The sequence below is a fragment of the Pseudoalteromonas sp. PSi26 genome, assembly GCF_054960575.1.
Genome location: NZ_JBHNYT010000008.1, coordinates 59,776 through 74,461, shown reverse-complemented (window position 1 = coordinate 74,461; position 14,686 = coordinate 59,776). Strand labels below are relative to the sequence as shown.

The 14,686-nt window shown below is 40.3% G+C and carries 12 protein-coding genes and 1 riboswitch; of the genes, 4 read left to right on the top strand and 8 right to left on the bottom strand.

What is annotated here, in order from left to right; genetic code table 11:
- Positions 1-149 precede the first annotated feature (149 nt).
- Positions 150-1,307, top strand: coding sequence for an HD-GYP domain-containing protein (locus ACFI34_RS10580; RefSeq protein ID WP_462673556.1), 1,158 nt, complete (start codon positions 150-152; stop codon positions 1,305-1,307).
- A gap of 51 nt (positions 1,308-1,358) precedes the next feature.
- Here ACFI34_RS10580 and ACFI34_RS10575 read toward each other — a convergent pair whose 3' ends face one another.
- The 6 genes from ACFI34_RS10575 to ACFI34_RS10550 all read right to left on the bottom strand — a co-directional run bounded on the left by ACFI34_RS10575 (position 1,359) and on the right by ACFI34_RS10550 (position 6,803).
- Positions 1,359-2,381: a general secretion pathway protein GspB gene (locus ACFI34_RS10575; protein WP_462673449.1), complete on the bottom strand. Its 1,023-nt coding sequence runs from the start codon at positions 2,379-2,381 to the stop codon at positions 1,359-1,361.
- A gap of 11 nt (positions 2,382-2,392) precedes the next feature.
- Positions 2,393-3,310: an ExeA family protein gene (locus tag ACFI34_RS10570; protein WP_462673448.1), complete on the bottom strand. Its 918-nt coding sequence runs from the start codon at positions 3,308-3,310 to the stop codon at positions 2,393-2,395.
- A gap of 173 nt (positions 3,311-3,483) precedes the next feature.
- Positions 3,484-3,999, bottom strand: a complete 516-nt coding sequence (locus tag ACFI34_RS10565; protein ID WP_462673447.1) for an Lcl C-terminal domain-containing protein — start codon at positions 3,997-3,999, stop codon at positions 3,484-3,486.
- A 9-nt stretch (positions 4,000-4,008) separates the two neighbouring features.
- Positions 4,009-5,673: an Lcl C-terminal domain-containing protein gene (locus tag ACFI34_RS10560; RefSeq protein WP_462673446.1), complete on the bottom strand. Its 1,665-nt coding sequence runs from the start codon at positions 5,671-5,673 to the stop codon at positions 4,009-4,011.
- 67 nt (positions 5,674-5,740) lie between these two features.
- Positions 5,741-6,073, bottom strand: coding sequence for a hypothetical protein (locus ACFI34_RS10555; RefSeq protein WP_010556974.1), 333 nt, complete (start codon positions 6,071-6,073; stop codon positions 5,741-5,743).
- Positions 6,074-6,095: 22 nt separating this feature from the next.
- The gene (locus tag ACFI34_RS10550) at positions 6,096-6,803 is read right to left on the bottom strand and encodes a DUF2982 domain-containing protein (RefSeq protein ID WP_462673445.1); all 708 of its coding nucleotides are present in this window, start codon (positions 6,801-6,803) and stop codon (positions 6,096-6,098) included.
- A gap of 247 nt (positions 6,804-7,050) precedes the next feature.
- Between ACFI34_RS10550 and ACFI34_RS10545 the strand changes: the two genes are divergently transcribed.
- From ACFI34_RS10545 to msrA, 3 genes are all read left to right on the top strand, one after another.
- Positions 7,051-8,103, top strand: coding sequence for an efflux RND transporter periplasmic adaptor subunit (locus ACFI34_RS10545; protein ID WP_462673444.1), 1,053 nt, complete (start codon positions 7,051-7,053; stop codon positions 8,101-8,103).
- Positions 8,104-8,106: 3 nt separating this feature from the next.
- A complete protein-coding gene (locus tag ACFI34_RS10540; protein WP_462673443.1) occupies positions 8,107-11,205 on the top strand; it encodes an efflux RND transporter permease subunit in 3,099 nt (1,032 codons plus the stop codon).
- Between the two features lie 82 nt (positions 11,206-11,287).
- Positions 11,288-11,824, top strand: coding sequence for a peptide-methionine (S)-S-oxide reductase MsrA (msrA, locus tag ACFI34_RS10535; protein ID WP_010556971.1), 537 nt, complete (start codon positions 11,288-11,290; stop codon positions 11,822-11,824).
- Positions 11,825-11,869: 45 nt separating this feature from the next.
- Here msrA and ACFI34_RS10530 read toward each other — a convergent pair whose 3' ends face one another.
- Together ACFI34_RS10530 and ACFI34_RS10525 are read right to left on the bottom strand one after the other, a co-directional pair.
- Positions 11,870-13,696, bottom strand: coding sequence for a TonB-dependent receptor domain-containing protein (locus ACFI34_RS10530; RefSeq protein ID WP_462673442.1), 1,827 nt, complete (start codon positions 13,694-13,696; stop codon positions 11,870-11,872).
- Positions 13,697-13,729: 33 nt separating this feature from the next.
- Positions 13,730-13,893, bottom strand: a riboswitch (cobalamin riboswitch).
- 176 nt (positions 13,894-14,069) lie between these two features.
- On the bottom strand, positions 14,070-14,552 hold the full coding sequence (locus ACFI34_RS10525; protein ID WP_006791536.1) for a YajQ family cyclic di-GMP-binding protein: 483 nt from the start codon (positions 14,550-14,552) through the stop codon (positions 14,070-14,072).
- Positions 14,553-14,686: the final 134 nt, after the last annotated feature.

Genomic DNA, 14,686 nt, shown 5'->3' with positions numbered 1-14,686 from the left:
CTAGTACTAATTACTTAATATGTATATAAAAGGCACCTTTAGGTGCCTTTTTTCTATTTATAACGCGTAAAGTTTGTTACATTTAATACAGATTTGTTAGTTAAGCAGTAAAATTGAAAAAGCTCCCTGTTTCTAAATTACTCCCCGGAATGTTTGTGCAAAACGTTACAAAACAAACGGGCAGAGTAAAAATAAAAAGCCAAGGCTGGGTAAAAACCCAAACCAGTATTGATAAGCTAATTAAAGCGGGTATTTTAGAGGTCGAAATCGACCCAGATAAAACACTCACCGAAACAGTACCTGAAAAAGAACAAAACAAAGCACCTGCCACAAAAATAAAACGCGACCCTTGGCAAAAAACGCATAGTGCAGCTCAAGAAATGAATAAAGCTAAAAAGCTTTATGACGAAGCTAAAACACTGCAAGTAAAAGCATTTAAAGATATAAAGTCTGGCCTGAACATCGATATTGCTCCATTTAGAGAGCTTGCTAATGGGTTTATGGATTCAGTTTTTAGAAACCAAGATGCCCTAGCCTGCCTTACGCAAATGCGCCAAAAAGATGCATATTTGCTTGAGCACTCCATTAACGTATCTATTTTAATGGGTATTTTTGCAAAACACCTTAATATTGAAAAAGATATCATCGTTGAGCTTACAACGGGGGCCTTACTTCATGATATTGGTAAAATAAAAACGCCAGATGAAGTCCTCAATAAACCTGGGCGTTTAACCGAAGCAGAATTTAAAATAATGAAGCAGCATGCGGTTTACTCTAAACAAATTTTAGAAGAGTCAGGTTTAACGGGTATTGCTGTAGATATTGCAGGCATGCACCATGAACGTATTGACGGTACTGGTTACCCTTTTGGTAAAAAAGGGAGTGAAATAAGCCAGTATGTTCGCATGGCTTCTATTGTAGATGTTTACGACGCCCTAACAGCAGAGCGAGTTTATAAATCGGGCATGGAACCCATCAAGGCATTTAAAATATTAAAAGATGGCTGCCCAGATAGCTTTGACGGCGCTTTACTAACTAAGTTTATTCAGTGTATTGGAATTCACCCAGTGGGCACATTAGTAAAGCTTTCAAGCCAAAAAGTTGGGCTTGTGACAGAAAGTAACCCAGCGATGCCATTAAAGCCGGTTGTTAAAACGTTTTATAGTGCAAAGCACAGCCGTTACACAGAAGTGCTTGATATTGATTTATCGAACAAACGAACTGAAGACTCACTCGAAACAACCGTAAAAGCCAGCGATTTCAATATTGATTTAGAGCGCTTTTACAAAAACTCTGTATTACCTTAAATTGTCATTATAAGCTCAATGTTACTTACTCATTGAGCTTATACTTGCTTGTCACTCTGGCCAGTCTTGGAGGGCTTTCAAACTAAACTCATAACCGTCAAAATCAATCACGCTTTGCTCAGGTGTAATTTCTTTAACCATTAATGCACCAATGCTATCACCTTCGTGAAGCTCTCGCCCATTTAGCTTTATCCAGCGTTTATCTGCACTTGATGAATAAATATGTGCTTGGTATTTAATACTTGGTAGCATGGCTTGTAGGCCATCTGGTAACAATTCTACAGGCTCTACCCGAGATGACGATTTAGAGGCCTGGGTTACCTCATAATCTTGATTTCTATCGACATCTTGCACTGCCTGGGCAAACGCATTTTTAAGTGTAGTTGGTACAGCATCAAGCTCAGGGTCACTTTTAGGTTCAGCTTGCGCTACATCATTAATTGGCTTACCCAACACTTTATATTTACTCATATCAATACTTGCTGACGACGTACTTTGAGTTTGTTCAAAACCACCTTGGTTATAAGTTAACTGTGTATTTGAATTAAGTTGACCTTGGTTTAGCTGATTATAATTTTGCGTATTTAAAAGCTGAGACTGATTATAAATTTGTTGAATGCCGTTAGCTGCACCTGTTGATGGCATCGGAATATACTGCCCCGTTGGCGTTAATAGCATTTGCTGAATACCCGTAGGTGTTTGCACATGCACTAACTGCCCTTCAATAGTCGCTGTGTTGCTTGGCGCTTTTTCAGGTTTAGGCTTTACATTCACCTCAGCTTGTTCAGTGGCAGATAATGCTGCTGTCTGTAACTCGGTCGTTACTTGTTCATTACTTTGAGTGCTAACTACATTTGAGAGTTCAACAGAGCCAGGTGATTGCACCCATTTACCAAAAGTAAATCCGGCCGCCACCGTTACAAAGGCAGCCAAGCTACCACCCAAAACAAAGGCGATACGGCGGTAACGAGCGAGTGCTTGTTGCTGTTTTAACTGCTCCGATTGTAAATCGTATTGCTCGGCGCTCATATCAGCTTGTTGAGATTGCTTTAATGCATCTAGTAAATAAGACATACATCACCTAACTATAAAATAAAGGAAAGCCCAATACCTGCGGCAAACAAAGCGCCAAAAGCAAAGCAATAAATTAAAATCGATGGCGACTGCTCAGGTTTATTCGTTGTTGCAACAAAGTCGGTAGGTAATGACTCTTGCGCAGATTGTTTAACAATGTCGGCATCGACAACGAGTTGCTGCTTAGAAAACGTTCCCACCAAAGCACGTTCACATACTAAATTCATTAACCGTGGTACACCGCCTGTCATTTTATGAACCATCTGCATTGCATCCATTGAAAATAAACCTTTATCACACCCTGCAATATGTAGACGATGCTTTATGTACGCGACTGTTTGCCCTTGTGTTAAAGGTAATAAGTGATAACGCGCTGTGATCCGTTGAGCAAGCTGCCGTAACTCATTACGTTTTAGTAAATCTTGTAATTCAGGCTGACCTACTAGCACGATTTGCAGCAGTTTTTTATGATCGGTTTCTATATTAGTTAACAAACGAAGTTGCTCTAGCACATTGGGGGCAAGTAACTGCGCTTCATCAATAATTAAAATAGTATGGCCACCAGCCTTGTTATTACTCTCTAAGTGCTTTTTAATTATGTCAGTTAAACTTTTAAGCGTCGCGTTGTGTGCGTCATAACTAATCTTCAATTCATCACAAATACTGGCTAACAGCTCTAGTTCTGATAGAGCAGGATTATGAATCATCGCTACTTGTGTATTTTCAGGTAATTGCTCTAGCATGCTGCGGGTGATTGTTGTTTTTCCGGTGCCTACTTCACCCGTCAGTAATACAAAACCACCGTCTTCACCCAATCCGTAGGTTAAGTGTGCTAAGGCTTCTTTATGGCGCTCGCTTAAAAATAAATAATGAGGATTAGGCGAAATCGAAAAAGGTTTTTCGTTCAGACCAAAATAGCTTAAATACACCGCGATGTTCCTTCGTAATTAAATCACCGCCTATAATGGCAAAAAAACGCGCACAGTAACATCATTGTGAGCGCTTTATTGTTGAAATAAAGTAAATTTATGTAAAAACAAAAAAGCGCAGCTACAGAAACGACTTCCGATAACTATGCTTTTTAATCAAACTTGTTTGGTATTTATTTTTCGTAGCGAACTAGTCGTAAATAAACATCACTGGTTTTAGGGCGTAAACTATTTAGCCCACTAGCAAACTGATACACCCAGGCCGAGCTCATACTACTAACACCCGACGTGCTTGACCAATAGTTTTGAGATTTAGTGCCTAAAAATACAACTTCATTTATGCTTGGCTCTGTGCAGCTGTGCTCTAAAATACTGGCTAACTCTTTAATATTAGGCACCTGCCAATCATCATAATTTGCAGTTGTATCGTTAGTCGCGCCTCGTAAAGCTTCTTGCCACGTCACTGCAGGCGTAGACCCTTCGCAGAGTAATGTTTCTGTATTATAGGTTTGAGAATAACTACAACGCTGCCACATTAGGCCAGTTTCAGTGTCAGATACTGTACCATCAGCATTAACGGTAAACCTATCGGTTGGGGTTGTTGTGTCAGCACCGCCATAACATGTTTGCGCAGCTACATTAAAACTAAAGCCAAAAACTATAAACGTATTTAATAATTTTAATTTCATAACACTCTCCTATCGGCTTCTGACTAAACGAACATATGCGTTGTTCTCTTTTGGATAGGCAAGGTCATTACCATTGCTCATATCAATAATATAAGCTTGCGATAAACTGGTGCCATCTGCTGCAGTTTGAGATGTCCAATAAGGTAAATTAACATTATCAATAGCACCCGCTTCTGACATATTTGGAAAGAAAGCTAAGTCAATTAAAACGCTTTGCCCTTGTTTCCCATAATCAATTAACCCCAAAAGCTCTGTATACGTGGGTACTCGCCAATTTGTTCCCCCACAAAAATCGATAGCATTAACTTCATTTATATAGGTTTGTAGGCCACAGCTTGTGTCGTTAGGGCATGTTGTATTTGCTGTACTATCTGCATCGGTAGTTGTGTCGCCAATGTCCCAATAATAGCTGTTTTGTGCATCCCGTAACGTTGTGTTTGGTAAGGTACCAGACGACGGTGATTTAACTTCCCAAACAAGCCCAGTTACGTTGTCACGAATACAGCTAAAGTCTTCACTTGAGTCATCCACCTCGTCGGCAAACTGATTAAGCTTTGTATAATCAAACGCGAGATTACCTATACCTGCTTTATCTATGCGGTTAGCAAAGCTATCTCGACCGAGCTCTGCGTCTTGCTCAGGAAAGTCATCACTGCCACAATTTATGCGCTGCGTATTGTTGTAACATTCTCCCATACCACTATCGTTTATCAGGCCAAGCGCCTTTGGCGTTATATCAATAAACACAGTATCTGTATCGGTGCGTCCTTTCGAATCGGTAACGGTTACTTCAAAGCTAACTGTGGTATTGGTGTCCACATCGGAGGCAAAAAAGCTAGATACACACTGTTTGCTATTGCTGAGTGTTTCGGCATTCCCGGTTAATTGTTGCCATTCACACTGGTATGTATCAGTAACTGTTTCGCTATTGCTTGCATCTAATGTTACCTGGTCAAATTCTTCAACATTTTGATCATCCCCTGCATTTGCCGCAACTAATTCATTGGTTTTATTAAGGCTCATCGTGAATTGAGTACTGGCTTCGCCACCCTCATCGTCTGTAACCGTTAAACGCCAAAGCAATGTCGTGTTTGCTTCTAATAAAGGGTGAGTAAAGCTTAATGTTGAATCATCAAAACTGGAAATATCTAAGTCAGGGCCTGATATAAGTTCCCAAAAATAGCTATTAACCATCCCATTTTCATCCGGATCACTGGAATCAACGCCGCTCAGTATAATGGTATCTTGGTATACAGAAGGGAGCGTAGCTGGTGCTGTTTGTGTTATTACAGCAATAGGGAGCTGATTATTAGAGCTAACCGAAATTAAAACGTCGTCACTTACTGTGCTATTGCCAGTGCTTTGATAGCTGACCCTTAGTACAATTTCACTGTCTGCTTTAACATCCGGTGCCGTAAGTGTTTGCTCTGCGCCTTCAAGTGGAAAGCCGTCTATACTTGGCCCGCTTACTTGCTGCCACGTAAAAGTACCGTCGGCAGGAGAGCCTTGGGCGGTAATTGTAAAATCAATTTTTTCGATTACTTGTATGTCCGGACCAGCATTCACAGAGGATTCAATATTTGTGGTACTGTCACCACCGCCGCCACCGCCGCCACCGCCGCATGCTGTGATAAAAATGCAGGAAAAAAGAGGGATTAACGCTAACGCTTTCATTCGTAGCACCTTAAAGTGTCAAATAATTACTATGACGTGATTTAAGCAATAAAGGTGCCACTAAGCTTTACATATAAGCGTCTTGATGAATACGAACAAACAATTTAGTGCCAATTTTACTGTAATCAACTTTATATTCCCGCCCATCTAACGACTGAATAAAAAGTAACTGCTTTTCTTCACCAAAGACTTCAGCACTACTTATATATACCATTTCTAGGTAACGGTCTTTTGCGTCGCGTCTATTTTTTGGTAACTCTTCTTTAAAGGGCTCTAACCCGTTTTGAGTTACTTTAATTCGTGGGTGGATGTCAGAGTTAACAACCACTAAATCAAGTTTTTTGTCTTTATGTATTATGGTATTACGACCACTTTTTAAAAAGGCTCTTTCTTGGCTCATTGTCTTTTCCTACAGCCGCAGTTTAATCTTTAAGCTGCGACGCTATAAACTGATGTGGCTCGCGCTTCCATTTATTTAAATTAGCGCTAAAAGCCCAAATATCGGTATCTAGTACACTGGCAGGTAGTAATAAATCATACCCTGTTAACAACTTAAAGTGCTTGGTTCTGTTTGCAAACATAGCTATTAAACCATTATAGCTAATTCCACGCGCAGATCGATGTTGTGTATCTTCTACTAACCATTCTGATGGGCAATTGCCATTTTTGCAATGATTTTGAACAGCCTGCATAAAAAAATGTCGTTGTTCTATAAGTAATTTACCCGCAATTCTAGGGGTTATATTCATTAAAAACTCATCAATATCATTTAGTTTTATCCCAACCGCGTTTAGCTCTATATGCTCTAAGCCTTTTTCTACTTTTGGAACACCGCAAGAATGAAAGTTGTTATGAGATAAACACCAACGGCCATATTTATGCCTATATTCAATAGCAGATTCACTTAAAATTACGCTGTAATAAGGTTCTTGGGTTTTTAAAAAACCTACAAAAATAGCCCCAAGGCAGGCACTGACTAAAAAAATTTCAACAATGCTGATTGCGCCTGATCTTAGTAAATTAAATGTCATAATAAATACTAAACCAATAGCGCCCACTATCAGGATTTCAATACCATTACGTGAACCTTGCGCACGGTATTTAATGCGCTTTTTAGTGTGTTTATCCATACTGATAAAAAACCATATAAAATATAAACATAATAATAGCCCATAAAATTACCTTTCTGGCTGTCAAACAGGCCTTACAAGATGTTTTAAAATTCATATATTTATCGCTTTAATTAAATAAAAACCGGTACACACCTTTAATATTACTTACTTTTACGCCTAACGCACAAAATTATGAGACACATAACAGACTTTATCCGGTCTTATTTCGTACAATACTTATAATTAATTTTCAGGTATGAAAACGATGTACTCTAGACAATCAGGCAAAGCTCTTTTTCCATTCATTATTACACTACTTTTAATATTTAGTGTTTACTTATATTTACCCTCAAGCCATGGCGAACAAGCTAATTTTTCTAACATGTCTACACAGGTCTCTGCACACACAGTCACCTCCCAAGAAAACGCTGTAATGATAGAAGCAATTGGTAGCGCACGCGCAAATCAAGCTATTTATATCAAAAGCGCACAAAACGACTACGTTACCGACATATTTTTCAAAGATGGTGACTTAGTGAGTAAAGGTCAAAAACTTGTGCAACTGCAAAGCAGACAAGAAGAATTGGCCGTTGAAGAACTCAGCATTAATTTACAAGAAGAAAAGCGTCAGCTTAACCGCCTTACAGAACTTTCACGTACACAGTCTACAGCTAAATCGTTGCTAGAAGAGCAGTTATCTGTTGTAGACGCGGCCAAGTCACAGCTCGAAAGCGCTAAAACAACCTTAAGCGAAATGACCATTCGTGCGCCTTTTTCTGGCCTGCTAGGTAAACGTGAAATATCTGTAGGTGCTTATGTTAATAATGCAACCATACTCACTACCCTTGATGATATTAGTATTATAAAAGTAGACTTTAAAGTCCCTGAAAAATATTTAGCGCAACTTGCCATTGGCATGAAAGTATTAACGCAAAACGACGCTTACCCCGGTCAAACATTCACAGGAAAAGTAACGCATATTAGCTCACGTATTGACGCCGTAACACGCAGCATTGAAGTAACCGCTAGTTTTGCCAATAAATCGGGCCTATTACGCCCTGGGATGTTGCTAAATACGGCACTTGAGCTAAGTACAAGCCAAGCACTTATGGTTCCTGAAAAAGCCGTTATACCACTACAAGACAAACACTACGTGTTTAAAATTACAGATGGCGTAGCAAACAAAATAGAAGTACACGTTGCAAGCAGAAATAACGGTTGGGTAGCTATTGATGAAGGCTTAACCGATGGCCAGCAAATTATTACTGAAGGGCTGATTAAAATTCGCTCGGGCAGTAAAGTTAGTGTTAAGGGGTAATACGTGAAAATTACCGACACTAGCGTTAAACGCCCCGTTTTTGCGATTGTAATTAACTTATTGCTACTCACCTTTGGTTTAGTGGCATTTAGCATGTTACCGCTTCGCGAATACCCCGATATAGAAACTCCGATTGTAAATATCAGCACCTCATATACCGGGGCATCAGCGGAGATAATCGAAACTAAAATAACCCAAGTTATCGAAAACCGTATATCGGGTATTGAGGGTATTAAAAGTATTAATTCGTCGAGCCGTAATGGTCGCTCAAACATTACTATTGAATTTAATATTAGCCGCGATATAGATGCAGCATCTAACGATGTACGTGAACGTGTCGCACGTGCACTCGACAGCTTACCTGAGCAAGTTCGTCCGCCTGAGGTATCTAAATCAAACAGTGATGAAAGCCCTATTGCATGGTTTGTACTTAATAGTGAAACCATGGACTCATTACAGCTTTCTGATTATGCACAGCGCTTTATTGTTGACCGCTTAGCCGTTGTGGATGGCGTATCTAATGTACGAATTGGCGGCGAGCGTCAATACGCTATGAAAATTTGGTTAAACCGCCAAGCAATGGCTGCGCGCGGCATAACTTCAAGCGATATAGAAAACACTCTGCGCACAGAAAATGTTGAGTTACCTGCTGGTGAAATTGAATCAATTGATCGCGATTTTACCGTTCGCACAGCCCGAAGCTACAAAGATCAGCGCGACTTTAAAAATTTAGTAATTAAACGTGGCGAAGATGGCTATCTAGTTCGCCTTGGCGAAGTAGCCGATGTTCAACTAGAGGCCGCCGACGACGAAAGTTTGTTCCGTGGTAACGGCCGCAACATGATTGGCCTGGGTATTGTAAAACAAGCTAAAGCAAACACATTAACCGTGGTAGACAACGCACGTAGTGAGCTTGAAAAAATCAAACGAAACCTACCTGAAGGCACAACAATTCAAGACAGTTACGACTCGTCTGTATTCATTAAAGAATCGATTAGCGAAGTATATAGCACGCTTGCCATTTCTATGGGCTTAGTTGTTTTAGTGATATTTTTGTTTTTAGGCAACATTCGTGCAACGCTTATTCCTGCTGTTACTGTACCGGTAGCCTTGGTAGGTAGCTTTATGTTTTTGCTCGCTATGGGGTATTCTATCAACTTACTAACCCTACTTGCGTTAGTTCTTGCTATTGGCTTGGTTGTTGATGACGCTATTGTAATGCTTGAAAATATTCACCGCCGCATAGAGCTTGGCGAACCACCATTACTTGCAGCATATAGAGGCGCACGAGAAGTAGGTTTTGCAATTGTAGCAACAACATTGGTGCTTATTTCGGTGTTTGTTCCTTTAGTATTTATGGATGGCCGAATAGGTGCGTTATTTACCGAATTTGCAATGGCTGTCAGCGCCGCTGTATTTTTCTCAAGTGTTACCGCGCTTACGCTTGCACCAGCATTGTGTTCAAAAGTTCTAAAAAGCGCCGACAAGCCAAATAAATTCAGCCAATGGATGGACCGCCAGTTTACTAAATTAGAGCGCAGTTACCGTCATTCACTTTCAACAAATATGACCAAAAAGTGGGGCTTGTTAGTCAGCTTAGTTTTAGCGGGTTTTGTGAGTTATTCACTGTTACTGCAAGTGCCATCAGAGCTAACACCTAAAGAAGACCGCGGCACCTTTTTCATTATGATGAGCGGGCCTGAGGGTGCTAGCTACGAAAATAATGCCGCCAATATGGCAAAAATTGAAGAGCGCCTTATGCCTTACTCCGAGTCTGGCGAGCTAAGCCGTGTGCTTGTTCGTGTTCCTGGCTGGGGCGGTAGCGGCGGTGTTGCCATTGTTGGTATGGCTGATTGGGACAAACGCAAGCGCTCTACGTGGGAAGTAATGGATGAAATTAGTGGCAAAATGCGCGAAGTCACCGATGTACGTGCGTTTGCTATTATGCGCAGAGGTATTGGCGGTGGCGGTTCATCTCGCCCTATTGAATTTGTTCTACAAGGTAATGATTATGATCAGCTTGCCGATTGGCGTGACCGTATTATCAAACGTGCAGAACAAAACCCAGGCCTTGTTAGAATCGATCATGATTACAAAGAAACATTCCCACAGTTTTTAGTAAGTATTGATAAAAATAAAGCGGCCGATTTAGGAGTGTCTGTGTCTGATGTTGGTCGTACACTCGAGACCATGCTGGGTCAGCGTCGTGTGACAACCTTTATAGATAGAGGTGAAGAATACGATGTAATTTTGAAAGGTACAAAAGAAGACTTTAATAACCCGACCGATATTTCAAATATATACCTTAAATCACGCAGTGGTGAGCTTGTTCCGCTAGACAGCTTAATCAGCTTAAAAGAAGAAGCAACGGCCTCACGCTTAAACCGTTACAACCGTATGCGCTCAATAACCTTAAGCGCAAACTTAGCCGATGGTTACACACTCGAACAAGCACTTAACTTTTTAAACAATGTTGCCGCAGAAGAAAATGATATTGACGGCGCAATAGACTACAAAGGTGAATCTCAGCTTTATTACGAAGGCGCATCAGCAATGACCTACGTATTTGTATTAGCGCTAACAGTTACCTTTTTGGTATTGGCAGCGCAATTTGAAAGCTTTATGCACCCATTTGTAATTATGCTAACAGTACCGCTTGGTTTAATGGGCGCGATGTTTGGCCTTTGGTCTACCGGACTTACGCTTAATATTTACAGCCAAATTGGTATTGTTATGCTCATAGGGTTAAGCGCTAAAAATGGGATACTCATTGTCGAATTTACCAACCAATTACGCGACAAAGGTGTAGAATTTAGCGAAGCAATATTACAAGCGGCTACACAACGTTTACGCCCAATAATAATGACATCGCTAACAACGGTTATGAGCTCAGTGCCATTGGTATTAGCATCAGGCCCTGGCGCTGAAAGCCGTATGGTAATTGGTGTTGTGGTATTTACCGGGGTTATTGTTTCAACGCTACTTACTTTATTTGTTGTGCCAGCAGCGTATTATGCGCTTGCTCGTAACACACAATCGCCTGAATATTTACAACAAAAACTTAATAAACAAGCAGCCGAAAAACCGCTTGAAGAGATCTAAGCAAGCTAACGCGTCGTAACCTTGTTGTTATGGCGCTAAGCTTTATGCTTTGCGTGACCTTTGTCAAATATTAGGAATAATTATGAGTTCAACAACGCAAGTAGCAACCTTTGGTGGTGGCTGTTTTTGGTGTATTGACGCAGCATTTAGGCGTGTAAATGGCGTGTCTGATGTAAGCTCGGGTTATACCGGTGGCAATACTGACAATCCAACATACAAATCAGTATGCAGTGGTACAACGGGCCATGCCGAAGTAGTAAAAGTTGAATTTGATAGCACTATTGTAAGCTTTGAAACATTGCTCGCGATGTTTTTTACACTGCACGATGCTACGCAATTAAATCGCCAAGGTAACGATATTGGCACACAATACCGAAGTGTTGTTTATTACCATAATGACGAACAACTTGCGCTTACTAACACTATGATTGAACAGCTACAAACCCATGTTAGTGAGCCTATTGTTACCGAAGTCAGCCCAGTGACAACTTACTACCCTGCTGAGCACTATCATCAAGATTACTACAACGAAAACCCACAACAGGGTTATTGCAGTATGTTAATCGCACCAAAATTACATAAGTTTGAAACCGTATTTAAAGAGTTTTTAGCTGAGTAAAAACACAAAAAAGCCCGGTAAAACCGGGCTTTTTATTTAGATTATTTAAAACTGGTAATCTATGCCAGCAAAAAAGCGGCGCTCTGGCGTGTTGTAGTAATACACCTGCCCTGTTGTAAAATCAGCGTTAGAATCGACTGCGTTGTATTCCTTATCGAATACGTTTTCTATACGAAGCGACACCGTAATTTCATCATTTACTTGGTAATTGCCCGCTAAATTCCAAAGCGTATACGAACCCAATTGCGAAACCGCCCCAGCTCGCTCACCGCGATATTGCATTGCTAGGCTCATATCAAATGCACCAAGCTGTTTTGCAAACTCCCAATTAAAGGTTCGTTTGGCAACGTTTCTAAGCGCTTCGCCTGTTTCTTTATCTTCGGCACTTAGGTAAGCAAAATTCACATTACTATCAAAACCAAAAATTTGATTAACCAGGCTAAACTCAACACCTTCATATTGAGCCTCATTAATATTGGTGAGTGCAAAATTAGTGTCGTAAGCAATTTTATCTTCAATTTCATTTCTAAAAATAGCGACATCAACACGTGCGGTTTCAAAGTCAATGTTTAAGCCAAGCTCGCGATTTACTGACGTTTCAGGTTGAAGATTGGCATTGCCGTAAAGAGGAAAGTACAAATCATTAAATGTTGGCGCTTTAAAGCCCGTGCTTTGGCTTATTCTGAAAGTTGCGTCTTCAGATAAGTGATAGCCAGCTGCCGCTGTGTACGTTGTTTCATTACCAAATTGCTCATCGTCATCTTGGCGAACGGTTAAATTGGCAAGCAACTCGTCCGCATCGTAATAGGCGCCAACAAATACCGCTAATACATCACGTTCCTCTACTTCAAACATGGTTGAGCTTTGCGATACATCGTCGTTGTACCAATTAACGCCACCACTAATGTTTAAGGTGTCGTTTAAACGGTATTGACCGTTATAGTCAATTTGTGATCGCTTAGTAACAAAGGTACTCGTTGTTGGCCCTTGAGAAAAATCAACATAACGGTTGTCTGAATCATCCGTTGCAAATGCTATATCAAGGCTGTGAGTTTGGTTTTTATAGTCTTTATTCCAACCAGCCGAAAGCTGGTAATTTTTAAAATCCCCTCGCTCAATCGTACTATCGGCAGGACTAAAGCGGCTGTCGTAATCAGCAAAGCCTTCACTGTATTGCCCTAGTAACTTAAAGTTACCGAAATGTGTGTCGGTATAGTTTACTTTAAAGCCAAGGTTTTTGTTTTCAAAGCCGTCTTCATCGGGAGCAACACCTTGGAGTACATCAAAGTTATCTGTTTTTTCAAACCCAGCATTAAAAGCCGTTGTTACATCGCCTGCTTTTACAGAGCCAGCAATCTGGTAGTCTTGGTACGCGTCAGATCCAAACGTAGCGCTAACCGAAAGGTTATCTGACTCCCGAGTAATAATATTAATAACACCTGCTAACGCATCAGAGCCATAAATAGCTGCACGTGAACCTTTAATTATTTCTATGCGTTCAATACTATTTAATGGCACATTACTTAATGCTTTTTGACCAAGCGTTGCCGAACCGGTGCGTACACCGTCTATTAAAATGAGCGTATCACCTGACCCTGTACCGCGCAATGAAACACCTGCATTTTGACCAAAACCGCCGTTAGGGTTAACCTGAAACCCAACTTGAGTGGTTAATAGCGTTGGTAAGTCGCGAACATTACTGGTTTCAATGTCATTACGAGTTATAACATTTACACTCGCTAATACATTAGTAATTGATTGTTCAAACTTATTAGCGGTTACCGTAATGGTTTCGATTGATTGCTCTGCAGCAGATACAGATAGTGACAGCGCAGCAGTAATTGCAACGCCAAGAGTTGTTTTTTTTAACATGAAGTTCCCCTTCTTTGCCCACCGCAAAGAACTAAGTAAGATTACATCAAGGCCGGTCTCCGGACTCAGTAAGTACATAGCTTTATGTATTACTTTACCGTTGCGGGGGCAGTGTTGGGATTGTAGTCATCATGAAAACGCACCAACTTCCCGATTATCTTATTAAAAAAATCAAACCATTGAAAAGATTAATAAGCACCTTGAAAATAGGCCGCTATTGTGAGGAGTTTAATAAAAAATGTCAACGGACGTCTATACAGCTAAAAAGCGAATCAATTAAAAACAAAAACTATGTAGCGTTTATAAAAAAGCCAAATAACCTGCGCGGCTATTTGGCTTTTTATTTATAAAGCGCCCAAAAAGGCTTTTATAATTAATCGCGGAAGTTTTTAAACTGAAATGGCTGACCTAAATCGGCAGTACGCACCACTTGCATAGCAGCTTGTAAGTCATCACGCTTTTTACCCGTTACGCGTACTTCCTCGCCTTGAATAGCCGCTTGCACTTTTACTTTAGAATCTTTAATGGCTTTTACTACTTTTTTAGCCACATCTTTTTCAATACCTTGCTTTAGCGCAACGTTACGAAATACATTTTTACCTGCACGGCTAATATCTTGCAACTCTAAGCTAGCTACATCCATACCACGCTTAGAAACTTTACCGGCTAAAATATCAAACAACTGCATAACCTGTGAATCAGCTTCAGCTTTAAGTTTAATTGTTTTGTCGTTTAGCTCAATAGATGCATCAACACCTCTAAAGTCAAAGCGAGTCTCAAGTTCACGGTTTGCGTTATCAACCGCATTTTGTGCTTCGTTCATTTCTACTTCAGATACAATATCAAATGAAGGCATTGGTTTTCTCCTAACTATTCAATCTTAATTTTTATGACGCAATTATAACGCTAAAACTATAAATCTTTACATTTTTCTGCATCTTGTTCAGGTGCGATACTCATTTAGTTTGATATACTCAAGTTTCTTTTTTA

What these genes read in the sequence shown, in the direction of transcription:
- ACFI34_RS10580 (WP_462673556.1), top strand. Translation starts at nt 150, where the DNA reads ATGTTTGTGCAAAACGTTACAAAACAAACGGGCAGAGTAAAAATAAAA.
- ACFI34_RS10575 (WP_462673449.1), bottom strand. Translation starts at nt 2,381, where the DNA reads ATGTCTTATTTACTAGATGCATTAAAGCAATCTCAACAAGCTGATATG.
- ACFI34_RS10565 (WP_462673447.1), bottom strand. Translation starts at nt 3,999, where the DNA reads ATGAAATTAAAATTATTAAATACGTTTATAGTTTTTGGCTTTAGTTTT.
- ACFI34_RS10560 (WP_462673446.1), bottom strand. Translation starts at nt 5,673, where the DNA reads ATGAAAGCGTTAGCGTTAATCCCTCTTTTTTCCTGCATTTTTATCACA.
- ACFI34_RS10555 (WP_010556974.1), bottom strand. Translation starts at nt 6,073, where the DNA reads ATGAGCCAAGAAAGAGCCTTTTTAAAAAGTGGTCGTAATACCATAATA.
- ACFI34_RS10550 (WP_462673445.1), bottom strand. Translation starts at nt 6,803, where the DNA reads ATGGATAAACACACTAAAAAGCGCATTAAATACCGTGCGCAAGGTTCA.
- ACFI34_RS10545 (WP_462673444.1), top strand. Translation starts at nt 7,051, where the DNA reads ATGTACTCTAGACAATCAGGCAAAGCTCTTTTTCCATTCATTATTACA.
- msrA (WP_010556971.1), top strand. Translation starts at nt 11,288, where the DNA reads ATGAGTTCAACAACGCAAGTAGCAACCTTTGGTGGTGGCTGTTTTTGG.
- ACFI34_RS10530 (WP_462673442.1), bottom strand. Translation starts at nt 13,696, where the DNA reads ATGTTAAAAAAAACAACTCTTGGCGTTGCAATTACTGCTGCGCTGTCA.
- ACFI34_RS10525 (WP_006791536.1), bottom strand. Translation starts at nt 14,552, where the DNA reads ATGCCTTCATTTGATATTGTATCTGAAGTAGAAATGAACGAAGCACAA.